Genomic DNA, 23,263 nt, shown 5'->3' on the forward strand with positions numbered 1-23,263 from the left:
CTCAACAAGACTGCCGCGCGGTCATCTACGGCCGCGCGGCAGCCACCGGGAGATTTAGTTTGCCGACTCGATGACCTTGATCGCGTCTTCCTGCGTGTACTCCACATTGGCGACGCCACCGGCCTGGGTATTGGCGAGGTTCGCTTCCAGATTGTCCTGATCTATGCGCAGGAAGGGAACGACGAGGTCCTTCTTGACCTCCTTGCCGTCGAGGATCTGCTGGGCGACCCAGAAGGCAAGGGTGGAGACGCCGGGCGCTATCGAGACCGACATGGTTTCATAGCCGTTCGCATCCTTCTGCTCCTTCCACCACTTCAGTTCATCCTCGCGATTGCCCATCACGATGATCGGCATCTTCCGGTCGGTCGCGGCGATCGCCTGCGCGGCACCGTAACCATCTCCGCCCTGCGTCACCACGCCGGCAATTTCAGGCAAGCTCGGCAGGATGCCGGCAACGGCCTTCTGCGCAACGTCCTGCGCCCAGTCTCCGTGCACGGAGCCGGCGATCTTGAACTGCGGGAACTGCTTGACGCCCTCATGGATGCCGGCCGAGATCTCGTCGTCGACGAATACGCCGGCAAGGCCGCGGATCTCGAGCAGATTGCCGCCGTCCGGAAGTTTGTTCGAAAGATACTCGACCTGACTGCGGCCCATTTCCTTGAAATCGACGGCGATGCGCCAGGCGCAGGGTTCCGTCACGATGCCGTCGAAGGAGACGACGGTAATGCCGGCATCGCAGGCCTCCTTGACCGCGCCGTTCAGCGCCGTCGGTGAGGCGGCGTTCAGCACAATCGCGTCGTAGCCCTGCAGGATCATGTTCTGGATTTGCGCGGCCTGTTCCGTTGCCTGGTTCTCGGCAGTGGTGAAGGCGTCGGCCGAAGCGACGACGCCGGCCTTTACGGCTTCCCCCGTCACCTTTTCCCAGCTCGTCAGCATGGCCTGGCGCCACGAATTGCCGGCATAATTGTTCGAAAGGGCGATCTTCTTGGCCGAGGTCTCGGCAAATGCGGAAGCGGGCATCGCGGCGCAAGCGATCGCGGCGGATGCCAGAAGCATCTTACGGATGGTCATGTCTCTCTCCCTCATGATCGCCTGGCAGGCGATCGCTTCACCCGCCCGGCCAATCGGGGTCGAGTGAGATTGTTCTTGCACTGAGCTTCCTCCTCTCAGTAAGGGCAGGATGCGGGAGATCGACGGGCCTGTACAGGCGCAAGGCGGCAAGATGTTTGCGGGTTTTGCGAAACAAGCTGCGGGTTTACGCAAGACGGCGGCGCTCCCGCGGGCGCTTACTGACGAAGCGACTGCGGCGGGTTGAGGAGCCTGCCGCTTCTGGAGGAAACCACGATGCTGCATCCTGCACCCGCAGCCATGTTCGATCATTATCTCGGAATTTCCCGGTTGCTTGCGGGCCAGCTCGACTTTCGCTCGGCCATTCGCTCGGTCGCGGCGGAGGTCGCGCACATCATCCCCCACGACCATCTCGATGTCTGCGTGCTCCTCGAGGACGGCAACTATCACACCGCCTATGAGACGGGCATCGAGACCGCCTGGGGCGACCTTGCCGGCGCACCTGTCGTCAACAGTCCGATCCGCTCCCTCCTATGGGGCGACGTGGACTTCCTGCTGGCCGACGACGCAATGATCGACCCGCGCTTCCATTTCGAAGGCGCGTTCAAGCGGCCGATCGTCGAACAGTCGCTAAGGAGCCGACTGCATGTACCGATGAAGGTTCAGGGCGCGATCATCGCGGCGCTTTCATGTTCCTCGCAGGAAGCGGGTGTCTACACGATGGAGGACGTCGAGCGGGCCCGCATTATCGCAGACCTGCTTACGCCCTATTTCTTCGCGCTGCGGGCGGCCGAGCAAGCGCAACGGTCGGCGATCGTGGAAGCGGAAGCTCGTGCTCGCGAGGAGGGCCTGCGGCTCGGTGCGCTGAAACTCACCGAAGCATTGGAGCAGGAGCGTCAGCGCATCGGCATGGACCTGCACGACCAGACGCTCGCCGACCTGACGCGTCTCGCCCGCAGGATCGATCGGCTGTCGCGCAACGGCGAGGTGGCGCCGGAGGCGTTGGAGCCCGTCTCCCGCTCCCTGCAGCATTGCATGCAGGACCTGCGGCAGATCATCGAGCAGGCAAAGCCCTCCGTTCTCCAGCTCTTCGGACTTAGCCAGGCGATCGAGCACCACCTGGACCGCTCGACTCGGGACGCGGGCTCCATCATCGAATGGGGCCTGGCCGACGAGACGAATGGTGCGCTGGAACGGCTGGAGCCGACCGTCATCGTCGCGCTGTTCCGCATCGCTCAGGAGGCGATCAACAATGCGGTGCGCCACGCTGCTCCGCTTGCCGTCAAGGTGCGGCTCGACGCGGGCGACGACCGGTTGTCGATCGAGATTGCGGACGATGGAACCGGACTTGCCAAAACGCGGGGACGGATCGGCGAGGGAATCGACAACATGAAGACCCGGGCGCGACTGATTTCCGCGCGTTTCACGATCGGTCCGGGCCACAATAATCGCGGCACCGTGGTGCGCGTGGTGCTGCCGCTCACGCCGCACGACGCGGGCTCAATCGAGGAGAGGGCGGAATGAAGGTTCTGATCGTCGAGGACGACCCGCTGCATCGCTCCTACCTGCATGAGGCGGTCAATGCAGCCCTGCCGGAATGCGACACCGTGATCGAGGCGGAAAATGGAACTGTCGGCGAGAAGCTCGCTCGCGATCACAAGTCGGCGCATATCGTCATGGATCTGCAGATGGCGAGCCGCAACGGCATCGAGGCGGCGCGCACGATCTGGAAGGAGCGGCCGGAGACCCGCATCCTTTTCTGGTCGAACTATTCGGACGAGGCGTATGTACGCGGTGTCTCGCGCATCGTTCCGGATGGAGCTGCCTATGGCTACGTCCTGAAATCCGCGTCCGACGAACGGCTGAAGCTTGCCCTGCGCTCGATCTTCGTCGAGAGCCAATGCGTCATCGACCGGGAGGTGCGGGGTCTTCAGCAGAAAAGCCTTGGCCAGACGAACGGCTTCACCGATTCCGAATACGAGATCCTCGTCGATATCGCACTCGGCCTTACCGACAGGGCCATTGCCAGGCGCCGCGGCCTGTCGCTGCGCAGCGTACAGAACCGCCTGCAGCAGCTTTACGACAAGCTCGACGTCTACCAGGCCGCGAGCGACGACAATGACGACGGCCGCTTCAATCTGCGTGCCCGCGCCATCACGATCGCCTTCCTGCGCAAACTCCTGAACTACAGCGCGCTGGAGCGGGCGGAAGCGGAACTACAGGAGTGGTTGGACGGAAAATAGACTCCACAGGCAATGCGGAAGCTTCGACGATCGCAGCAGTTGAGATCGGGATCCGTCATCATCCCGTGATTTTGTCTCCCTGGAGTCAAATCACAATTCAGAGCCTGCTGACTAGCGATCTTTCGCAGCGCGGCTTTCTAGATGATTGTGATGCTGCCTCAGTGGCGCCCGAGGCCGGAGAACTTTTGGCGCTCGCGAATGTAAGCGATGGCGGCCGCTTCGAGGCTCGTGCATTCCTCTTCGGATTTGAGCAGGGCGGCGTCGTCTTTTGATGCCGCACATCGCAGGACGTCGCGGCGCAGGCAGGCGTGCTCGTAGACTTCGCACAGCTTCAAGAAAGTGAGGTCGTGAATCATCCAGGCACTGTCGCGCACATCAGGTACCGCCAACAGCAGTCGAGCCATTCCAGCCTTCTGTACGTCCATTGTTGCGCCCTGTTCCATCAACGAGGTTAATGCGCAATGGCTGCTGCTGAAAAATGGTTCCATGAGTACATCGAGGCGGCGGTTTCTCGATCATTGCGGGCAGAGCAACCTGAGCCGCATCCACTCGGCGGGGTTGACGGTCATTGCGAGGTTGCTTCAGGCCTGTCGCCGGGTTCGATCAATGTTGAATTCTGCTCGATCGGCATTGCAGCCAAGGTCCTGATGTCCTCGGCCAGCGCGGCGAGCTGTGCCGCAATTTCCAAGAGGTCGGAAGCAGAGTTTTCCTCGTCATTGTGTTTCATATCGCGGTCGTCCATGTCCCAACTCCAGGCAACGGGTGGTTGCATAGCCTCGCGAGGCAGGGTCCGCCGTGGAAATCACAGGACCTCAGTCTAGCAGAGCACCAAACCGAGTGCGGAATCTAGCATGTCGTCCGTTTACGACGATGGGACATTGGTCCGAGACCAAAGCGCCAAAGGTCCTACGCCCAAACCGGTGTACTCAGGACGGAAAGGGGAATGTTATTTGACCCTGGTTGGACGTTTACGGCATCTGCCTCCTGCTTTCCAGGAACCGGCATCAGGTGAGCACGACATATTCGGTCAGCTGGCTGATCGTCGTATCCGCCTTCTGCACGTCGAAGACCTTCGTGCCATGGCTCATGATCACGAACCTGTCGCAGACCTGATAGGCGTGGTAGAGATTGTGGGTCACCAGCACGCTCGAGACATTCTCCGCCTTGAGCTTCAGCACCTGGTTCAACAACGCTTCCGTCTCGCGTACGGAGAGCGCCGAGGTCGGCTCGTCGAGGAGCAGCACGCGCTTCTTGAAATAGACGGCGCGGGCGATTGCGACCGCCTGTTTCTGCCCGCCGGAGAGGTTGCCGACGAGCGTATCCGGGGAATCGATGCCGGAGATGTGCACGGCGTTTTGCAGGACTTCCATGGCGATGTCGCGCATCTCGCGCTGCCGGAGGAAGCCGAAGCGATCGGTCAGCTCACGGCCCATGAAGATATTGCGGGTAATCGAGAGTGAATCGACCAGCGCGGTGTGCTGATAGATCGTTTCGATGCCGGCATCGGCGGAATCCGAGCGGCAGGAAAAGGTCGTCTTCTTGCCGTCGACGCTGAGATAGCCGTCCGTCGGCTTGTGGATGCCGGAGATGAGATTGACGGTCGTCGACTTGCCGGCGCCGTTGTCACCCAAAAGGCCGACGACTTCCCCCTCGCCGATATGGAAGCTCAGATTGCGAAGCGCGGTAAGCGCACCGAAGCTCTTCGAAATGTTGTGCAGTTCGAGAAGATTGGGGGTCGACATCACGCAAGACCTCGCCGCTCGATGAGATGGTTGAAGATTGCAGCCAGCACGATCAGCGTGGCGATGAACATGTCGAGGTAGAAGCCCGGTGCCCGCAGGAGAAGCAGGACGTCGGTAATCGTGTGGATGAGCAGCACGCCGAGAAAGATTCCGATGATCGATCCGCGCCCTCCGCGCAGCGACAGGCCGCCGATGACGCAGGCGGCGATGGCCTGGAGTTCCAGACCCGCACCCTGCCCAGGCTGCACGCTGCCGACGCGGGCTGTCGCAAGAATGCCCGCCACCGCAGCCATGCCGCCCGCAATCGCAAAGGCAATCAGTTTGACGCGGCTGGTGTTGATGCCGATCGCCTCGGCCGCAGCGCGATTGCCACCGGTCGCGAAAACGTGGTTGCCGAAGCGGTGGCGGTGTAGCAGCAGGTGAAAGCCTATGACGAAGAGGACGATCCAGATGAAGGCGGCGTTGACGCCGAACAGGGTGCCGGAAAAGAGGCTGGTGAAGACCGGCTCCGGATCGAAACGCACCTGGACGGCACCGTTGTAGAGCAGCACCGCGCCGCGCCAGAAGAGGAGCCCGCCGAGTGTGACGATGAAGGACGGCAGACCAAAGCGCAGGGTGATATGGCCGTTGAGGGAACCGATCAGCAGGCCGGTCAGAATACCGATAGGTGCTGCGACGAAGGCGCTCAGCCCCGCATTGACGAGCGAGGCCATCAGCACGGCCGTGAACGTGTAGACTGAGCCGATGGAAAGGTCGAAATCACCGGCGATCATCAGTACGCCGGCTCCGAGCGCGAGGCATCCAAGCACGGGGATCGCCTTCATCAGGATCGTCAGGTTCTGCGGCGAGAGGTAGCGGAACTCGTCCGGATAGAGGAGCGCGCCGGCGATGCAGACGATCTGCAGGGTCATGAAGACGAGAAAGATCGCTCCCGCCGGCATGCCCATGATCTGCTTGAGGATGGATTGTCTCTGGGTCCGCGAGCGTGGCGCGGCACTTTCGGCTAGGACAGGAGTCACGGTCTGGCACCCGATCGTTGGGGAAGGGGGAACCGGCCGGCCGCGCCGGCGGGCTCCCTCGGAACGCGGTTAGCGGTAGCTGCCGATCAGCGGCTTGACCGAACCGATGCGCGACTTGTCGAGGAAGGCGCCCTGGCCCGTGTCGATGTCGGTTGGAGTCAGCCCGTATTTTTTGGCAAGCGCGATCTGGGCGATCGGGTAGTAGCCCTGCAGATAGGGCTGCTGGTCCATGGTCGCGTACATCGCGCCGGATTCCACCGCATTTACGATCTCGACCGCAAGGTCGAAACCGCCGAAGGGAATGTCTACGCCGGCGTCCTTGATGGCGCCCGCGCCGACGGTCGAGGTGACCGAGCCGGTGCCGAACAGCGCCTTCACATTCGGGTTGGCGATGAGAAATTGCGCAATGATGTTCTGCGCTTCGGCGGGGTCGAGACCGGCTCGAACCGTCTCCACCTTGATGCCGTTTTCGGTCATCGCCTTCTCGATGCCGCCGCCACGGGCGACCGCAAAGCTCGCTTCCGGAATTTCGCGCGGGTTGAAGACGACGTCGCCGGACTTGAGGCCGAATTCCTTGATCATGCGGTTGCCGAGCTCATAGCCGGAGGCAAGCTCATTCATGCCGACATAGGCCTGGCGACAGTTGCCCTTGGCGCCGTCGAGGTCATCGTTGTTGAAGCCGATGACGATGATACCGGCCTTGACTGCCGCGCAGATGCTCTCGTCGAAAGCATCCGAACTGGAGATCGCGACGGCGATGCCATCGACGCCGCTGGCCGTCGCGCTTTCGATCAGGTCGTTCTGGCGCACCGGATCGTTGTTGGCATACTGCACGTCGAGGTCGACGCCGAATTGGGCGGCGGCGTCTTGCGCTCCCTTCACCACCGGATTAAAGAACTGCACACTCGGATCGAGATAGATGATCATCGTTGCCTTGACGTCTGCGGCGAGCGCGCTCGACGTCAACAAGGTGGCAAGGCCCGCAGCCAGGGCCGCGGTTCTGAGCCTGGTCAGTTTCATTGCGTGTCCTCCCTTTGGATGTGCATTGCGGGTCGCAAGACCCAAGTCTCGGCTGGCGGGCTCCGACCAAAGATCACGCCAGCCGAGATATTCCTCCTCCCGACCCAGACTGCGGCCGATTATGTGAACCAGGGCGCGGGGCGCCCGAGCGTCACGTGGACACCCTTGAACTGGGAATATTCGTCAAAGCCATAGCGGCCGAGTTCGCGGCCCAGGCCGCTCTTCTTGTAGCCGCCGATCGGCAGCTCCGGCGTGCCGTCGATCACGCTGTTGATCCAGCATCGGCCGGCGCGGATGCGGCGGATGCTCTGCAGCGCGGTTTCGAGATTGGTCGACCAGACGCTGGCCGAAAGACCGAATTCGGTGGCGTTCGCCAGCGCTACGGCTTCGTCCGCGGTCTTGAAGGTCAGCGTTGAAAGCACGGGACCAAAGATTTCCTCTCGTGCGATCGACATGTCGGGCGTGACGCCGGCAAAGACCGTCGGTGCGTAGTAAAGGCCGGCCTCCCTGCCGGTCCTTTCGCCGCCGAGCAGCAGTTCCGCGCCCGATGCGATGCCGGCCGTCACATAGGAATGCACCTTTTCGGCATGCGTCTCCGAGATCATTGCGCCGATCCTGGTGCGTTCGTTCAGCGGATCGCCGAAAGTCACCTTGCGCGAGATGTCGAGCAGGCGCTCCATCAGCGCATCGCGGATGCCCTCCTGCACCAGAAGCCGGCTGCCGGAAATGCAGCACTGGCCGGCATTGTGGTAGACGCCATAGGCGACGCCGTCTGCCGCCGCATCGAGATCCGCATCGGCGAAGACGATCTGCGGCCCCTTGCCACCAAGCTCCAGCCCCACGCGCTTGACGTTGCGCGCCGCGATCTCGCCGAGCTTCGTGCCGACGCGGACAGAGCCGGTAAAGGCGACCATGTCGACGCTCGGGTCTTCGGCCAGAACCTGGCCGGCGGGATCGCCATAACCGGTGACGACGTTGAACACGCCATCGGGAATGCCGGCTTCGCGCGCCAGCTCCGCCATACGGATCGACGTGCCCGAAGTGAACTCGGAGGGCTTCAGCACGACCGTGCAGCCGCTGCCGATCGCCCATGGCACCCGTTCCGACGCGATGATGAAGGGAAAGTTCCAAGGCGTGATGATGCCGACGACTCCGACCGGCTCGCGCAGGACAAGGCCCAAACGATCGTCGCCGATATTGTTGTGGGTCTGTCCTTCCAGCGCACGGGCCTGGCCGGCGGCATAGGACCAGAGATCTGCGCAGAAACCGATTTCGCCGCGCGCCTGCGCGATCGGCTTGCCGACCTCGAGGCTCTCGATCAGAGCCAGCTCCTCCTGTCTCGCAAGGATGAGGTCGGCGACCTTGAACATCAGGCGCGACCGCTCTGCGCCCGACATGCGCGGCCACGGGCCGGTATCGAAAGCCTTCCGGGCGGCCGCGACGGCATTGCGCACGTCGTCGGCCGAGGCCTCCGGCCATGTGCCGACCGTGACGCCGGCGTGGCCGGGGCTCACCCGATCGATCGTCCTGCCTGAAGCGGCATCGACCGACTTGCCATCGACAAGCATCTGGTAGCGGGATTTAATACGCAGACGGGGATCATTGGAATCGGGTGCGATGAAATTGGACAGCAATAGCGTTCTCAGGCCGGCCCGCGCGGCGCCAGCCCCTCCCTGTTCATCCGGTTTGCCGGATTTCTGTTGCGCCTGAATTGTATGGTACTGTATGGTGGTTCAAATTGGATGTCAACGGATGACGGCGGCGAAAGACATGAACCTCGAATCCCTGAAGATCGACACCGGCGAAACCGCCGCGGCCCAGGTCGAGCGGGACTTGCGCGAATCCATCATCCGGCTGGAGCTCGCCCCCGGAATGCGGCTCTCCGAACAGGAAATCGCCACACGCATGGGCGTGTCGCGTCAGCCCGTTCGCGAGGCGCTCATCGCGCTGGGCAAATCCAAACTGGTGGATATCCGGCCCAACAGGGGCACCGTCGTCGTGCGGATTTCAGCCAGACAGATGATGGAATCCCGCTTCGTGCGCGAGGCCATCGAAGTCGCGGTGGCGCGTCGGGCCAGCGAGACATTCGATAGCTGGACGCGACGCAAGATCGACACGATCCTCGCTCGGCAAAAGGCGGCGAATGAGGCGAATGACCACAATGCTTTTCGCCGGGAGGACGAGCAGTTCCATATCGCGATCGCCGAGGGTGCAGGCTGCGGCCTCGCCTGGAACGCCATCTCCGACATCAAGGCACACATGGATCGCGTCTGCAACCTGCAGCTGCGCCATCCGGACTCGATGAAGAAACTGATTGCCGAACACGAGGCGATCATCACCGCCATCGACGCGCGGGATGCCGACGCGGCCGCGGCCGCCATGCGCAGCCATCTCAACGGCATTCTGGCCGACCTGCCGCAGATCGAGGCGGACAATCCAGACCTGTTCGAGTGACCGTTTTCCGGCGTCTTGCTTTGATCGGAGCCGACAAAAACATGCAGCAGATCAAAGCGCTACAGCGACCTTTGCCCGTTCGATAAGACGCGCGGTGCTGTTGCCGATGCGGTCCCGCGTTCCCGGTCGGGCCTTGATACTCCAGGTGATCAACGATGACTTCTGTCGATCATCGCGACAATGGTCGCGAAAAGCTCCTCCTGCGCCTGCGCCGCCGTGATCTCCCCCGCAGAGGCGGCATCCGACAGGGCGTTGGCAGCGCCGAGCATAGCCCAGAACCCCGCCGGTCCGATGCCTCGCCGCCCCACGAAAGCCGCCAGTGCCCTTCGGCACTTCTCGATGAAGGCCAGTTGATAGTCTCGCTTTACTGCCTCCAACTCGGGGGAGCCCGCAAGGGCTGCGAGCACGTCGGGCATTTCCCGGCCCTGCGCGAGCACACAGTCGACGTATGAGGTTGCGATGACCTTGGCTCGATCTTCGAGGGTCGGGCCGCTCCCGTCGAGTGCGGCGTCGATCATCTCCGTCTGCCGGGCGTCAAAGTCCCGATAGAGCGCTATCAGCAGGCCATTGCGCGTGCCGAAATGGTCATAGACCACCGGCTTGGCGACAGCAGCGCCTTGCGAAAGCCTTGGGAGCGTCAGGGCATCCGAACCTTCTTCGCGCACAAGCTGCCATGCCACGTCGAGAAGCTGGCGCCGTCGCTGCTCGCGACTGAGACGGACACGCTTGGCGGGAGGCTGCATTTTCTTCGGCCTGCTTGACATCGCTATATACCAAAAGTAACTTACCTGGAGTATATAGTAACTGCCCTTCAATCGCAACCATCCACCGGCCCCGCGCCGGCGGCCGAATCCGCATGCCTTCGCATGCGGTTCCCAGAGGATTTGTGCCTATGACCGATACTTCACTTCCACGCTCCGCCGATCGAACCGCATGGCTGGGCCTCATCGCCATTTTACCCCTGGTCCTGCTTGTGGCCATGGACGGGTCGATCCTTTATCTCGCCATGCCGCATGTCACTTCGGCCCTCCAGCCGACCGCTGATCAGGCGCTCTGGATCCTGGACATCTACGGCTTCGTGGTCGGATCGCTGCTGATCGTTTTCGGGAATATCGGCGACCGCTACGGCCGGCTGAAACTCATCATGACCGGCGCGGCGGTCTTCGGTGCAGGGTCGCTCGGCGCGGCCTATTCGCAAACGCCAGAGCTGCTGATCGCCTCGCGTGCCCTGATGGGGCTGGGTGGCGCAACACTCCTGCCGTCCGGCTTGGCCATCGTCAGCGCCTTGTTCCCCGATCCGCGACTGCGCGCTCAGGCTATCGGCATCTTTGCGGCCACTTTCGCAGCCGGCTTTGCGATCGGCCCGCTCATTGGCGGCATGCTGCTGCGGCAGTTCGCGTGGGGCGCCGTGTTTCTCATCAATGTCCCCGTTGTCATCGGCTTCATGATCGGCGCACCCATCCTGTTGCGGGAGGTGCGCTCGACCGTCGGCGGCAGCATCGACCTGGCGAGCCTCGTCCTGTCCTTTGCCGGCATCTTGCTGTTCACCTATTCGCTCAAGCATGCGGCCGCCTATGGCTTCACTCCGACACAAATCCTTGCCGGAGCCGCCGGCATAATGGCGCTGGCGCTATTCGTTCTCAGACAGAAAAGACTTGAATACCCGCTGCTCGACCTCGGTCTCTTCCGCGACCGCATCTTCTCTACCGCTATCCTGACGGGCCTTCTGTCGCTGGTCGTGTGGTCTGCTGCCGGGTATCTGTCGGGCGTCTACCTGCAATCGGTGCTGGGCATCGATGTGTTCGCCGCCGCGCTGTTGACCCTGCCGGGCGCGATCGTGCTGACGGCGACCTGCGTGGGCACCGCCCGCATCGTCGAACGGATCGGCCGGAAGACCGCACTTGTGGCAACGCATCTGCTGATCAGCGCCGGCGCTTTCCTGCTGCTGTTCACGACGACCGAGGCAGGCATTGCGGTCTTCGTCGCCTCTACCATGGTCGCCGGCGTCGGATATGGATTGTCCTTCAGCCTTGTGGCCGATATTGCGGTTTCGGCGGTTCCTGCGAACCGGGCGGGTGCCGCGGGTTCGATAGCGGAGACCAGCAACGAGCTGGGCAACGCGCTGGGTATTTCTCTGCTTGGATCTTTGGCGACACTGAACTTCCGGCTATTCGGCCCCGGTGTAGCGGGGACGCTCGATGAAACGCTCGATCAGCCCGGACTTGCATATCAAAGCCTGATTCAGGCCCAGGAAGCGTTCCTCACCGGCATGCATGTAGCGATCGGCACGGGCGGTCTCCTGACGCTCGCAGTCGGGGTCTTGGCATGGGTCTGGCTGCCGAGCAGGTTGCCGGAATGATGTTCCCGCCGCGGCGCATGACGGTCCTGTTCGCCTCGACGAAGGAAAGAGGAGATCACTTCGCCGTGAGGCTCGGACTTCGGCTTGAAACGGGACTGCGCCGCTCCAATTCCGTTCGAGCACGATTCGCGTGCATTCGGAGGGTGGCGATGGGCCTCTCATTCCCGAAAGCCGGTTTTGTCGCGCTCGTCTCAGCCGTGGCACTCGCCTGCGGCCTGCCCCTCGGTACGGCGCGGGCGGAACTGCTCGCGCGCGTGCCGTCCGCACGCGAGATGGCGGTGTGCGGCGACGTGTTGTTCGTCGGAACGAAGGGCTCCTCGGTCTACGCCCTGTCATTGTCCGGCGGCCGCGCCCGCAGGGTCGCCTCCGGATTTTCCAATGCGAACGGCGTTGCCTGCTCACGCGGCCGGCTGTTCGTCGCTTCGGGAAACAGCATAACGGCTTTCGAGATCGGCCGCGGCGGCACGTTGAGCGGCAGACGCGTTATTCGGCGCGACCTGCCGGATTCGGGAGCCCACGGCTATCGTTATGTCGCCGTCGGCCCGGAATCCCGCCTCTATGTCTCGCTCGGGTCACCCTGCAACATTTGCATTCCCCGCGGGCTGCAAGGTACGATCGTCAGCATGAACCAGGACGGGTCCGACCTTCGCAGAGTGGCCTGGGGTGTGCGCAACTCTGTCGGCTTCGACTGGCGCGGCGGCACAATGTTCTTTACCGACAATGGTGCCGACAGAATGGGTGACGATATCCCGCCCGATGAGCTGAACGCTTTGCGGCCGGGCGGCTTTTACGGCTTCCCCTATTTCGGAGGCGATGTGCCGCTCACAGGGTTCGAGGACGCGACGCCGCCCGCGCGCCAGATTCCGCCTGTCTTCAACTTTCAGGCGCATGTCGCAGCGCTCGGGATTCACTTCTTCCGCAGCCTGGGCGGCGATGCTCTGGTGGCCCAGCACGGCAGTTGGAACAGGTCGGTACCGGTCGGCTATCAGGTCGTGCGGGTCCGCTTCCGCGGCGGCCGCCCGGTCTCGGCGACCACCTTCCTCAGAAACGTCGGTCGTCCGGTCGACGTCAAGGAAGCGCCGGACGGGTCCATCCTCGTATCCGACGACGCCGGCGGCGCGATTCACATCTTCAGGCGATGACGCCCCACGCAAAGGGATTCGCGGAGGTCTGAAGCGCCTTTCGCCTATTGGTGGTTGAACAACCAAAAGTTGCTGTTTCCTAAATCACACCGTTGGGATATTGCGCCTGTGCCGATTGAGGTAAGACGGCCAAGGAGAATTATTGTGAATGTCGACGAAAAACTGGAATCCATCCTGACCGAAGTCCTGAGGCGTAACGGAGGTGAACACGAGTTTCACCAGGCCTCTGCGCGAGGTCCTGGAGAGCCTCGGACGCGTGATAGCCAAACACCCCCGTTACGCCGAAAACGCGCTCATCGAGAGGATCTGCGAACCGGGGCGTCAGATCATCTTCCGCGTGCCCCGGGGTTTACGACAAGGGCCAGGTCCAGATCAACCGGGGATTCCGGGTTCAGTTCAACTCCGCACTTGGGCCGTACAAGGGCGGGGTCCGGTTTCATCCTTCGGTGAATGTCGGAATCATCAAGTTCCTCGGCTTCGAGCAGACCTTCAAGAACGCACTGACCGGTATGCCGATCGGCGGGGCAAAGGCGGCTCCGACTTCAATCCCAGGGGCCGTTCGGACGGCGAGATCATGCGCTTCTGCCAATCGTTCATGACGGAGCTTCACAGGCGTCTCGGCGAATACACGGACGTTCCTGCGGGTGACATCGGTGTCGGGGCCGGGAGATCGGCTACATGTTCGGTCAGTATAAGCGTCTTACCAACCGCTACGAGGCCGGTGTGCTCACGGGCAAGGCACTGTTCTACGGCGGTTCGCGTGCCCGACAAGAAGCGACGGGCTACGGAGCGACCTATTTCGTCCAGCGCATGCTTAAAACCAAGGGCCTGGACTTTGACGGCAAGCGGGTGACCGTCTCCGGATCCGGCAACGTCGCGATCTATACCATGGAGAAGGTGATCGAGTTTGGAGGAAAGATCGTGGCGTGCTCCGATTCAAACGGGTACGTTGTCGACGAGGACGGTATCGATCTCCAACTGGTCAAGGAAATCAAGGAAGTGCGTCGCGAGCGGATCTCGGAATACGCGCGGCTGAAAGGCGCCGGGACTCACTATATCGAAGCGGGCTCGATCTGGGATGCGCCCTGTGATGTCGCGATGCCTTCCGCGACCCAGAACGAACTCACCGGGAAGGACGCAAGGGTATTGGTGAAGAACGGTGTTCTTGCCGTGGGTGAGGGCGCCAACATGCCTTCTACGCCGGAGGCCGTTCGCATTTTCCAGGAGGCAGGTGTGCTGTTCGCCCCCGGCAAGGCCGCGAACGCGGGAGGAGTTGCCACCTCCGCTCTTGAGATGCAGCAAAATGCCTCACGTGACAGCTGGACGTTCGAACAGACCGAGGCGCGTCTTGCAACCATCATGCAGGCGATCCACGACCGTTGCGCCGAGACCGCGGAGGAATATGGAGCTCCGGGAGACTATGTTCTCGGAGCAAACATAGCTGGCTTTGCCAGGGTGGCCGAGGCAATGGATGCCCTCGGCGTGATCTGAGGCGCAGGGGCGATAATGCCGCTCTGGCTGCGTGCCGCGGGTGCTTGCGCACTTGCGTCACCCGGCCGGGCGGCTTGACTTCCCTGATACCGCGGGCGATCATCCGGCCATGCTGACGAACCGCGACATATATCCGCCTAACACTCTGGGGGTCCGCCTGATCGCAGGATCGTAACCCGGATCCGGCCTCGTCGCCCGCCGGATCCTGGGTGAACGCGGTCAGCACAATTCTCGCTGACATGCGCGACAATCTTCACGAATATTTCAACATGCACGCGGAAATCCCGTGCCTGTTCCGGAGGTATCGCGAACGATGTCCAGCATCATGATCTCCTCGAATCTGCCCCTGCCTTTCATTGGAGCGACGGACTATTCTCTTCTCAGCCGCCTGGCCTATCAAGCCTTGTCGAGGGACTTCGACATCGCCGCTGAACTGATCGAAAAGCTGGAGCGCCCTTGCGTTCTGCCAGACGACCAGGTGCCGCCCGACGTCATCAAGATAGGGTCCGTGGTCACTTGCGAGGTCGAGGGCGGAATTCGCCGGACCTTCTCTCTCGTCCATCCTGATGACGTCGATGCCGAGGAGGGGAGGATTTCCGTCCTGACGCCGGTCGGAGTGGCGCTTCTCGGTCTCCGGTCCGGACAGGCGGTCGAGTGGTTCTCTCGAGATGGGCAGAGAAACCGTCTGACGGTCGCTCGGGTCGAGGACGACGTGACGGGCGAACTCGCCCTCTGAGCCTTCCGGCGCTCAAAAGGACTCGATCGAGGACTCCATGCACTTGCCCCGAAGCAGAAAGCGGAAACCTAGAGGAGGTTGCCTCACCGCAGGCTCGTAGCCCTGTGTCGAACCGCTCGCGGTCGGCACAGGGAGTTTCTGTCTCGTCAGCTCGAGCAAAGGCCGACCGCCATGGTTGCGCCGTTCGTGCCCCCATATTTGCTCGAGAGGGCAGGTCCACGACCCGACGGAAGCTGGAGTGATGAGCAATGTCGAGAGAAGCTTTCTGCCAACTGACTGCAGGAGACCTAAACATCCTGATGTCCATGCTGGACGAAACCGGCCACACGGAGTCCTTTACGATTCTACTGCGCGAGAAGTTGAACTACGCCAGCGTGTTCTTCCGTGAAGACATACCTGAGAATATCGTCACGCTGGACACGCAGGTAGTCTACACCGTCAACGGCGTGTGCTGCGGACCACATGTTGTGGTCCGCAGCACAGCGAGTAGACCTGCCGACTCCGCCATCTCCGTTCGGACGATGCGGGGTTTGGCGCTGCTTGGGCTGGCCGTCGGCGAGAGGACCGAGATCCTCGGAGAGGACGGCTGGCCCGAAATCCTCGCGGTCGAGCGCATCGTCCTTAAACCTGAGGCGGAGGCTCGCCTGCAACAGACGAGCAACGAACCCATGCAACTGATCGACCACGCTCCGCAAGTGGTCAATTTCCGGCCGCGGCCCAGGAAAGCGGCCATTCCACATGACGATGATCCAGGTCCCACGGCCGCATGATCTCGCGGCAGCCGGTCATGGCTGTACAGGGCCAAAGATAGAGAGCAGCGATCTAACGCGACGGATCCGGTGATGTCCTCAGATCATCGAGAAAGTCCCGGCACCAGCGCGAGACGTCGTGTTCCAGCAAGTGATCCATCATTGTCTTCCAGCGATCCTTCCGCTCTTCCAGCGGCATGCTGAGTGCGCGCGCCATAGCGTTTGCGGTCCCCTCGATGTCGTAGGGGTTGACGAGCAGGGCACCTCTCAGATCTCGGGCGGCTCCGGCGAAGCGCGAAAGCACGAGCACGCCCGGATCGTCCGGGTCCTGCGCGGCCACGTATTCCTTCGCAACCAGGTTCATCCCGTCTCGAAGCGGCGTCACGAGGCCGACTTTGCCAAGCCGGTAAAGCCCTGCAAGAATATTCCGGCCCACCGAGCGGTTGATATAGCGTATGGGCACCCAATCGACTGCGCCGAGCGCGCCGTTTACCCTGCCGGCCTGTTCGGCCACAGTGCGCTGCATGGCTTCGTATTCCGGCACTTCGGAGCGCGACTTCGGCGTGATCTGCAGATAGGTGACACGCCCCTGCTGGGCCGGATTGGCCAAGATGAAGCGCTCGAATGCGTCGATCCGCTGCGTGATTCCCTTCGAGTAATCCAGGCGATCGACACCGATGATCAGGCTGCGGTGCTCGATGCTTTCTCGCGCTTTCCTGACGGTCTTGTTGGTCAATGCCTTCTTGGCGAATTCGGCAAAGGCCGCAGTCTCGATGCCGATTGCATAGATGCCGCCCTTGAACACGCGGCCATAGGCGCTGAAGCGGCCTCCGCCGAGTTCATCGCCGATGCCTTCCCGCCGGAGGCAGCCGGCAAAGTTCTCAAGATCATGATCGGTCTGGAAGCCGACGACATCGTAGTGCGACAGGCCGCGCATGATCTCCTCGTGAACGGGCATCGTGAAGAGCACGTCGGCAGGCGGCCAGGGAATGTGGAGAAAGAAGCCGATCCGGTTCTTCAAGCCCATTTGGCGCAGTTCCGCGGCGAGAGGGATCAAGTGGTAGTCGTGCACCCAGATCACGTCATCGGGCCTGATGAGCGGCGCCAGCCGGTGGGCGAAGAAGCGGTTGACGCGGAAATAGCCGGCCATCTCCTTGCGACCGTATTCGGCAAGATCAAGCCGGTAGTGACAGATCGGCCAGAGAACGCGATTGGCAAAGCCTCGGTAGTATTCTTCTACGTCGGTATCGGTCAGATCCGTGAGTGCATAGGTGATATTGCCTTGCTGCAACTGAGCAAGCGGCTGCGGCTCGTGCTCTCCGCTCGATTGTCCCGACCAGCCCATCCAGATGCCGCCATGCTCTTCAAGGGCGACTTTCAGCGCGACCGCCAGCCCGCCGGCAGGCACAATGCCGCCCTTGTCCGGAACGGGTACACGATTGGAAACAATGACGAGACGGCTCATGCCGAGTTCCTTTCATTCAAGAAAATATAGACTTGGCGCTCAAACGTTCAGGGGGAGAACGCGTTTCCGACGCAGACGATCCCGACGGCGGGAAAATCGCCGAGAGGATGCAACCCGCGCGTGGAGCGGCGACGGCCGCTCTGGTGTCGAAGGCGTATTCAGCGCCGATCATTCGGGGGGCATGGACGAACTGGATGAATGACGGGTTTCTCGGCGGTGCGGATGATGTCCGCGCCGCCGTACTTTCATGCCCCGCCCGGCTTCTGGCTGGGAGCTATCCGTTGAATAAAAAAAGGGCGGCCGGAGCCGCCACTTCATCATCAGGGATTTAAAACCTACGAACGCTTCCTGGAATTGCGCTAGAGCGGGATGAGGAAAAGTGTGTCGGTTTTCCTCATCCCGTGTCTCAATTTCTTGGAACCATTTGATCCAACGCACTTCCGGACGGAAAAGACTTTTCCCGGAAGTGCTCTAGTGATTGTGGCGGGGCATGTTCTTGGCGATCTGCCGGAAGTCTGCTGCACCTTCGAGCACCGCGCCGTCGGAAAGCTGGGTGACGGACTTGCGGTAGATGCGCTGCCAGGGCGTGGCATCGGCCGGTACGGCGGGAATGCCGTCCGCCTTGCGTTTTTCGATGTCCTCGTCGGAAACCAGCATGTCGCAGCGCCCCTGGTTGAAGTCGATGCGGATCACGTCACCGCTCCGCAACCAGGCGAGACCGCCGCCGGCCGCACTCTCCGGCGAGGCGTTCAGGATGGAGGGGCTGTCGGCCGTGCCGGATTGACGGCCGTCACCGATGGTGGGCAGGCTCCGGATGCCGCGTTTCAAGAGGTGATCCGGCGGCTGCATGTTCACAACTTCCGCCGACCCCGGCCAGCCGAGGGGGCCGGCGCCGCGGATCACCAGGATGGTGTTCTCATCGATCTCGAGTTCAGGGTCGTTGATGCGCTTGTGGTAGTCCTCCGAGCCGTCGAAGACCACGGCCTTGCCCTCGAAAACGCCCTCGCGGCCCGGCTCCTGAAGATAGCGCTTCCTGAAATCGTCGGAGACGACACTCATCTTCATGATGGCGAAGTCGAAGAGATTGCCCTTCAGTACCAGAAAGCCTGCCTTTTCCTTGAGGGGCTCGTTGAAGGGGCGAATGACTTCGCGATCGGTGGATTCGCGCCCTTCGAGGTTCTCGGCCATGGTTTTTCCCGTGACGGAGCGACAGCCCCCGTCGAGCTTCCCAGCCTTCAGGAGCTCCCACATGATGGCAGGTGTGCCGCCAGCGCGGTGATAGCGTTCGCCGAGATAGGCACCCGCCGGCTGGATATTGGCGAGCAGCGGGATATCGAAACCATGGACCTGCCAGTCATCCGGGTAAAGCTCGACGCCGGCATGCTTCGCCATGGCCGCAAGATGCGGCTGGGCATTGGTCGAACCGCCGATCGCCGAATTGACGCGGACGGCGTTGAGAAACGCTTCACGGGTCAGGATGTCGGATGGCTTCAGGTCCTCGAAGACGAGTTCCACGGCGCGGCGTCCTGTACGATAGGCCATCTGCCCACGCTCGCGATAGGCAGCGGGGATAGCGCCGCAACCGGTGAGCGACATGCCGAGCGCTTCGGCCATCGCGTTCATTGTCGAAGCCGTGCCCATGGTGTTGCAATGGCCGACGGAGGGAGCCGAATCGAGTGCTGCCTGCATGAACTCCTCGCGGTCGATCTCGCCTGCCGCGAGCTTGCGGCGCATGCGCCAGATCACCGTGCCGGAGCCGACGAGATCGCCTTCGTGCCAGCCGTCGAGCATGGGGCCGCCGGAGAGCACGATCGCCGGGATGTCGACCGTCGAGGCCGCCATCAGGGCGGACGGCGTGGTCTTGTCGCAGCCGGTGGTCAGCACCACGCCATCCAGCGGATAGCCGTAGAGAATTTCAACGAGGCCGAGATAGGCGAGGTTGCGATCGAGGGCGGCCGTCGGGCGCTTGCAGTTCTCGAAAATCGGATGCGTCGGGAACTCGATCGGAATCCCCCCGGCATCGCGGATGCCGTCGCGCACGCGCTTCGCCAGATCCATGTGCACCCGATTGCATGGGGTGAGGTCGCTGCCGCTTTGGGCAATGCCGATGATGGGCTTGCCGCAACGCAATTCCTCCGGCGTCACGCCGTAGTTCATGAAGCGCTCCAGATAAAGCGCCGTCAGATCGATATGGTCCGGATTGTCGAACCAGTCCTGTGAGCGCAGGCGACGCTGGGGTTTGTCAGTCATGGCGGGACCTAATTCCTTGGGTTGAGCTTTTCGAGATGCAGAAGCAGTCCGCTGTGGTCCTGTTCGCCGCCGCCGGACTCGACGAAGTCGGCAAATTCCTGCCGCACTTGCCTGGTCAGGGGAAGCTCGAGGGAGAGCCCATCCGCCATGGCCATCACGGCGTTCAGGTCCTTCAGCTGGTTGTTCGAAGCGCCACCGGGCACGAAGTTGCGCTCCACCATACGGGCGCCGTGCAGTTCGAGGATCCGGCTTTCGGCGAAGCCGCCGCGGATCGCGTCCCGAAAGGCCGCGCGAGAGGCACCGCCGGCTTCCACCAGGATCATGGCTTCGGCCACCGCGCCGATGGTGACGGCGACGATCTGTTGGTTGGCGAGCTTGCAGACCTGGCCGGCACCGCTCGGGCCAACGTGGGTTACGCGACCGAGCGCCGCAAAAACGTCCTTCAGGCTTTCGACCGCGGCGCCATCGCCGCCGGCCATGATGGCGAGCGTACCGGCGGCCGCGCCTACCACGCCGCCTGAAACCGGTGCGTCGAGGTGACGGATGCCCTTGTCCGCCAATCTGCGCGCATGTTCGCGGGCGATCTGCGGGGCTATGGAGCTGCAATCCACGACGATCGTACCTTCGGGGAGGCCGTCGGCGACGCCGCGCTCGAACAGGACCTCCGATACGGCCTGGCCGTTGGTCAGCATGGTGAAGACGACAGCTGCGCCGGCGACGGCGTCGGCCGGCGAGGCAGCGATTTCAGCACCGTCGGCGGCCAGCGGCTCGGCCTTGGCGGCGTCACGGTTCCACACCGTAACCGGAAAACCGGCACCGAGCAGCCGCCGCGCCATCGGTGCCCCCATCAAGCCAGTGCCGAGAAACGCAACCTTCGTCTTCCCGCTCACAGCTTCCCTCCCAGTTCGTCCTCGATGTGCACGCGGATAATCTCATCGAAACTCTTTTCGGCAGTGAAGCCAAGTTCGGTGGCGCGTTTGGCCTCGAAGCCCGGCGCCCAACCGGCGACCATCTTCATGATCATCTCGTCGGGTTCGCGGCGGATGAGCTTCACGGCCCTCTCGCCGGCAACGCGGCGCAGCGCTTCGATCTGCTCGCCCACGGTGGCACTGAGACCCGGCATGGAAAGGTTGCGCCGCGGGCCGACCTTTTCAAGGTCGATGGTCGCGCCATGGATGAGGAAGCCGACCGCGGACCGCGGCGAAGTGTGCCAGTGGCGGACATCCTCCGAAACAGGCAGGACGGCTTCCTGGCCGACCAGCGGCTCGCGCAGGATATTGGAGAAGAAGCCGGAAGCCGCCTTGTTGGGCTTGCCGGGCCGGATGCAGATCGTCGGCAGGCGGATGCCGATGCCATCGAAGAAGCCGCGGCGGCTGTAGTCGGAGAGCAGCAGCTCGCAGATCGCCTTCTGGGTGCCGTAGCTCGTGAGCGGAGTAAGATGATAATCGTCCGGAATGGGGAAGGGGAGCGGCGCTCCGACCACGGCGATCGACGAGGTGAAGACAAGGCGAGGCTTGTAGCCATCCTGATCGTGAGCAAGGCGGATCGCATCGAAGAGATAGCGCGTGCCGTCGAGATTGATCCGGTAGCCCTTGTCGAAATCGAGCTCGGCTTCACCCGAGACGATTGCCGCCAGATGGAAAATGACATCCGGGCGCCCCTCGACGAGCTTCTCGGCTTCGCCGGAAGCGGAAAGATCGCCTTCCCGTGCAACGACCGTACCGGCAAAATCCTGCGGCCTTTCCGGTGTCACCACGTCCACGAGCGTCAGCTTCTCCACCGGACTTCCGCCGAGAGCGCCGTCCTTGACGAGGCGCTGCGTGAGCTTGCGGCCGACCATGCCGGCAGCGCCGATGATCAGGATATGCATGAATGTCTCCTCCTTGAGTGAGGCCGCATGCGATCAGGTCTTCATGCGGGTCGAAAATAGGTCTTGTACGGTTGTCTGATAACCTTATATGCTTCGATTGAAAACAGGAGACTGGCGGTTCGAGCCAAAGAATCTCGATCGCGTGCAGGCATATGGCGGACGCATTCGCAGAGACGCGCGAGGAGGGGCAAGGAGCATGACGAGCGCAGGCACGATAGAGGAAGCAAAGGGCCCTGCGGAACTGCGCCTGGTGCTACGTCAGATGCTCGGCGAGGATATCGTGCTGAGCGAAACGGAGGAAATGCTCCGTTACTGCCGCGACTGGCATGGCGACGTAACCAGCGGCACCGTGGCGGTGATTCGTCCGCGCTCGACGGAGCAGGTGGCGGCGGCCGTGAAGGCCTGCCGTGAGCTTGGGCTTTCGATCGTACCGCAGGGCGGCAATACCGGCCTCGTGCTCGGCGCCATTCCCGATGCTCCGGAGAGGCAGGTCGTGCTTTCTCTGTCTCGCATGAACCGCATCCGCAAGATCGATGCGGCCGACTTTTCGGCGGTGGTCGAGTCCGGCTGCATCCTGTCCGAACTCAAGGATGCGATTGCAGAGATGGGCATGTTCTTTCCGCTTGCACTCGGTGCGCAGGGAAGCTGCCAGATCGGGGGAAATGTTTCGACGAATGCCGGCGGCATCAACGTGCTCCGCTACGGCATGACCCGCGAATTGGTGCTGGGACTTGAAGTGGTCCTCCCGGACGGCAGCATCCTCGAAGGTCTGTCGACGCTGAGAAAGGACAATCGCGGCATCGACCTGAAGCAGCTTTTCATCGGTGCGGAAGGCACGTTCGGCATCATCACTGCCGTCTCCATCAAGCTGACGCCCTATCCGGATTACGTGGCCACGGCGCTGCTCGGTCTTGCCTCCCTGGAAGATGCCATCAAGCTCTATCGCCGGGCGCGTCGGGACTGCTGCGACCTGATGTCGGCCTTCGAATTCATGCCGCCGCTCGCCTTCACCTTGGCGCAGGAGGCGATGCCGGATTTGCCGATCCCGATCTCGGCGGAATATCCAGCCTATGTGCTGATGGAGATTTCCGGCTCCGGCCTCGTCGATGTCGACGATCTGATGCAGCGCTTCCTCGAAGGTGTGATGGAGGAAGGGCTCGTCCTCGACGGAACGATCGCCGCCTCGCAGACGCAGGCGCGCAATCTTTGGTTGATCCGCGAGGGCATGAACGAAGGCCAGGCGAAACGCGGCGCTCATATGCGCACCGATATCTCCGTTCCGCTCTCACAGCTGGCATCCTTCGTAGAGGAGGCGGAAAAGGCGGTCTCCGACGCGCTTCCCGGCGCCGTCAGCGTTTCCTACGGCCATGTCGGCGACGGCAATGTGCACCTCAACGTCCTGCCGCCGGCCGGCAGTACGCCCGACGAGCGGATTGAATTGATCTACAAGGCCAAGACGGTCGTGAACGAGGTGCTCGATCGCTATACCGGAAGCATCAGCGCCGAGCACGGTATCGGGCGCCTGAAGCGACCGGATTTCGACGCCAGGCTGCCGGAGACCCGCCGAAAGCTGTTGACGGCGCTCAAGCATGCCGTTGACCCGGAGATGATCATGAATCCCGGTTGTCAACTGAGATTCTAAAAGGGAGAGCAAT

The 23,263-nt window shown here is 62.3% G+C and carries 20 protein-coding genes and 1 pseudogene; 9 read left to right on the plus strand and 12 right to left on the minus strand.

Going from position 1 to position 23,263, the window contains the following annotated elements; genetic code table 11:
- Positions 1–54: 54 nt before the first annotated feature.
- Positions 55–1,071, minus strand: coding sequence for an ABC transporter substrate-binding protein (locus CN933_RS18800; RefSeq protein ID WP_102762090.1), 1,017 nt, complete (start codon positions 1,069–1,071; stop codon positions 55–57).
- A gap of 273 nt (positions 1,072–1,344) precedes the next feature.
- On the opposite strand from CN933_RS18800, the gene CN933_RS18805 reads away from it, so the two are divergent.
- Complete coding sequence (locus tag CN933_RS18805) at positions 1,345–2,592, plus strand: sensor histidine kinase (protein ID WP_102762092.1); 1,248 nt, start codon at positions 1,345–1,347, stop codon at positions 2,590–2,592.
- Complete coding sequence (locus CN933_RS18810) at positions 2,589–3,311, plus strand: response regulator transcription factor (RefSeq protein ID WP_018096445.1); 723 nt, start codon at positions 2,589–2,591, stop codon at positions 3,309–3,311. The genes CN933_RS18805 and CN933_RS18810 overlap by 4 nt, the downstream gene beginning before the upstream one ends.
- Positions 3,312–3,469: 158 nt before the next feature.
- Here the strand turns inward: CN933_RS18810 and CN933_RS18815 are convergent, their stop codons facing one another.
- The 6 genes from CN933_RS18815 to CN933_RS18840 form a co-directional block, all read right to left on the minus strand.
- On the minus strand, positions 3,470–3,736 hold the full coding sequence (locus CN933_RS18815; RefSeq protein WP_026168753.1) for a hypothetical protein: 267 nt from the start codon (positions 3,734–3,736) through the stop codon (positions 3,470–3,472).
- 140 nt (positions 3,737–3,876) lie between these two features.
- A complete protein-coding gene (locus CN933_RS18820; protein ID WP_164866947.1) occupies positions 3,877–4,053 on the minus strand; it encodes a hypothetical protein in 177 nt (58 codons plus the stop codon).
- Positions 4,054–4,315: 262 nt separating this feature from the next.
- Positions 4,316–5,053 (minus strand): ATP-binding cassette domain-containing protein, encoded by a 738-nt coding sequence (locus CN933_RS18825; RefSeq protein WP_003525223.1) that lies wholly within the window; start codon positions 5,051–5,053, stop codon positions 4,316–4,318.
- Complete coding sequence (locus CN933_RS18830; RefSeq protein ID WP_180980744.1) at positions 5,053–6,072, minus strand: ABC transporter permease; 1,020 nt, start codon at positions 6,070–6,072, stop codon at positions 5,053–5,055. Before CN933_RS18830 ends, CN933_RS18825 begins: the two co-directional genes overlap by 1 nt.
- A gap of 69 nt (positions 6,073–6,141) precedes the next feature.
- Positions 6,142–7,092 carry a sugar ABC transporter substrate-binding protein gene (locus tag CN933_RS18835; protein ID WP_102762095.1) on the minus strand — a complete coding sequence of 317 codons (951 nt, stop codon included), beginning with the start codon at positions 7,090–7,092 and terminating at the stop codon, positions 6,142–6,144.
- A 119-nt stretch (positions 7,093–7,211) separates the two neighbouring features.
- Positions 7,212–8,726, minus strand: a complete 1,515-nt coding sequence (locus CN933_RS18840) for an aldehyde dehydrogenase family protein (protein ID WP_102762096.1) — start codon at positions 8,724–8,726, stop codon at positions 7,212–7,214.
- 118 nt (positions 8,727–8,844) lie between these two features.
- On the opposite strand from CN933_RS18840, the gene CN933_RS18845 reads away from it, so the two are divergent.
- Complete coding sequence (locus CN933_RS18845) at positions 8,845–9,546, plus strand: GntR family transcriptional regulator (protein ID WP_180980745.1); 702 nt, start codon at positions 8,845–8,847, stop codon at positions 9,544–9,546.
- Positions 9,547–9,695: 149 nt separating this feature from the next.
- On the opposite strand, the gene CN933_RS18850 is transcribed toward CN933_RS18845, so the two are convergent.
- Positions 9,696–10,310, minus strand: a complete 615-nt coding sequence (locus CN933_RS18850; RefSeq protein WP_018096433.1) for a TetR/AcrR family transcriptional regulator — start codon at positions 10,308–10,310, stop codon at positions 9,696–9,698.
- A 128-nt stretch (positions 10,311–10,438) separates the two neighbouring features.
- Here CN933_RS18850 and CN933_RS18855 point away from each other — a divergent pair, with 128 nt between their 5' ends.
- The 5 genes and pseudogenes from CN933_RS18855 to CN933_RS18875 all read left to right on the plus strand — a co-directional run bounded on the left by CN933_RS18855 (position 10,439) and on the right by CN933_RS18875 (position 16,044).
- On the plus strand, positions 10,439–11,905 hold the full coding sequence (locus CN933_RS18855) for an MFS transporter (protein ID WP_180980746.1): 1,467 nt from the start codon (positions 10,439–10,441) through the stop codon (positions 11,903–11,905).
- 149 nt (positions 11,906–12,054) lie between these two features.
- Positions 12,055–13,047 (plus strand): PQQ-dependent sugar dehydrogenase, encoded by a 993-nt coding sequence (locus CN933_RS18860; RefSeq protein WP_102762199.1) that lies wholly within the window; start codon positions 12,055–12,057, stop codon positions 13,045–13,047.
- Positions 13,048–13,191: 144 nt separating this feature from the next.
- A pseudogene (gene gdhA / locus CN933_RS18865) lies at positions 13,192–14,538 on the plus strand (NADP-specific glutamate dehydrogenase).
- A 313-nt stretch (positions 14,539–14,851) separates the two neighbouring features.
- On the plus strand, positions 14,852–15,274 hold the full coding sequence (rnk, locus tag CN933_RS18870; protein ID WP_102762097.1) for a nucleoside diphosphate kinase regulator: 423 nt from the start codon (positions 14,852–14,854) through the stop codon (positions 15,272–15,274).
- A gap of 299 nt (positions 15,275–15,573) precedes the next feature.
- Positions 15,574–16,044, plus strand: a complete 471-nt coding sequence (locus CN933_RS18875; protein WP_234841231.1) for a GreA/GreB family elongation factor — start codon at positions 15,574–15,576, stop codon at positions 16,042–16,044.
- Positions 16,045–16,096: 52 nt separating this feature from the next.
- Here CN933_RS18875 and otsA read toward each other — a convergent pair whose 3' ends face one another.
- The 4 genes from otsA to denD all read right to left on the minus strand — a co-directional run bounded on the left by otsA (position 16,097) and on the right by denD (position 21,608).
- Entirely contained in the window at positions 16,097–17,488 is a 1,392-nt protein-coding gene (gene otsA, locus CN933_RS18880; protein ID WP_100673514.1) for an alpha,alpha-trehalose-phosphate synthase (UDP-forming), read from the minus strand.
- 471 nt (positions 17,489–17,959) lie between these two features.
- Positions 17,960–19,738 (minus strand): IlvD/Edd family dehydratase, encoded by a 1,779-nt coding sequence (locus CN933_RS18885; protein ID WP_102762099.1) that lies wholly within the window; start codon positions 19,736–19,738, stop codon positions 17,960–17,962.
- 8 nt (positions 19,739–19,746) lie between these two features.
- On the minus strand, positions 19,747–20,628 hold the full coding sequence (locus tag CN933_RS18890; RefSeq protein WP_102762100.1) for an NAD(P)-dependent oxidoreductase: 882 nt from the start codon (positions 20,626–20,628) through the stop codon (positions 19,747–19,749).
- Positions 20,625–21,608 carry a D-erythronate dehydrogenase gene (gene denD / locus CN933_RS18895; protein WP_102762101.1) on the minus strand — a complete coding sequence of 328 codons (984 nt, stop codon included), beginning with the start codon at positions 21,606–21,608 and terminating at the stop codon, positions 20,625–20,627. Before denD ends, CN933_RS18890 begins: the two co-directional genes overlap by 4 nt.
- 196 nt (positions 21,609–21,804) lie before the next feature.
- Between denD and CN933_RS18900 the strand changes: the two genes are divergently transcribed.
- Positions 21,805–23,250 carry an FAD-binding oxidoreductase gene (locus CN933_RS18900; protein ID WP_102762103.1) on the plus strand — a complete coding sequence of 482 codons (1,446 nt, stop codon included), beginning with the start codon at positions 21,805–21,807 and terminating at the stop codon, positions 23,248–23,250.
- Positions 23,251–23,263 lie beyond the last annotated feature (13 nt).

It is taken from the genome of Sinorhizobium sp. M4_45 (assembly GCF_002885915.1).
GTDB classification, from domain to species: Bacteria; Pseudomonadota; Alphaproteobacteria; order Rhizobiales; family Rhizobiaceae; genus Sinorhizobium; species Sinorhizobium meliloti_A.

Coding starts and splice junctions, on each gene's coding strand:
- CN933_RS18800 (WP_102762090.1), bottom strand. CDS start 1,071: ATGACCATCCGTAAGATGCTTCTGGCATCCGCCGCGATCGCTTGCGCC.
- CN933_RS18805 (WP_102762092.1), top strand. CDS start 1,345: ATGCTGCATCCTGCACCCGCAGCCATGTTCGATCATTATCTCGGAATT.
- CN933_RS18810 (WP_018096445.1), top strand. CDS start 2,589: ATGAAGGTTCTGATCGTCGAGGACGACCCGCTGCATCGCTCCTACCTG.
- CN933_RS18815 (WP_026168753.1), bottom strand. CDS start 3,736: ATGGACGTACAGAAGGCTGGAATGGCTCGACTGCTGTTGGCGGTACCT.
- CN933_RS18820 (WP_164866947.1), bottom strand. CDS start 4,053: ATGGACGACCGCGATATGAAACACAATGACGAGGAAAACTCTGCTTCC.
- CN933_RS18825 (WP_003525223.1), bottom strand. CDS start 5,053: ATGTCGACCCCCAATCTTCTCGAACTGCACAACATTTCGAAGAGCTTC.
- CN933_RS18835 (WP_102762095.1), bottom strand. CDS start 7,092: ATGAAACTGACCAGGCTCAGAACCGCGGCCCTGGCTGCGGGCCTTGCC.
- CN933_RS18845 (WP_180980745.1), top strand. CDS start 8,845: ATGACGGCGGCGAAAGACATGAACCTCGAATCCCTGAAGATCGACACC.
- CN933_RS18850 (WP_018096433.1), bottom strand. CDS start 10,310: ATGTCAAGCAGGCCGAAGAAAATGCAGCCTCCCGCCAAGCGTGTCCGT.
- CN933_RS18855 (WP_180980746.1), top strand. CDS start 10,439: ATGACCGATACTTCACTTCCACGCTCCGCCGATCGAACCGCATGGCTG.
- CN933_RS18860 (WP_102762199.1), top strand. CDS start 12,055: ATGGGCCTCTCATTCCCGAAAGCCGGTTTTGTCGCGCTCGTCTCAGCC.
- rnk (WP_102762097.1), top strand. CDS start 14,852: ATGTCCAGCATCATGATCTCCTCGAATCTGCCCCTGCCTTTCATTGGA.
- CN933_RS18875 (WP_234841231.1), top strand. CDS start 15,574: ATGTCCATGCTGGACGAAACCGGCCACACGGAGTCCTTTACGATTCTA.
- otsA (WP_100673514.1), bottom strand. CDS start 17,488: ATGAGCCGTCTCGTCATTGTTTCCAATCGTGTACCCGTTCCGGACAAG.
- CN933_RS18885 (WP_102762099.1), bottom strand. CDS start 19,738: ATGACTGACAAACCCCAGCGTCGCCTGCGCTCACAGGACTGGTTCGAC.
- denD (WP_102762101.1), bottom strand. CDS start 21,608: ATGCATATCCTGATCATCGGCGCTGCCGGCATGGTCGGCCGCAAGCTC.
- CN933_RS18900 (WP_102762103.1), top strand. CDS start 21,805: ATGACGAGCGCAGGCACGATAGAGGAAGCAAAGGGCCCTGCGGAACTG.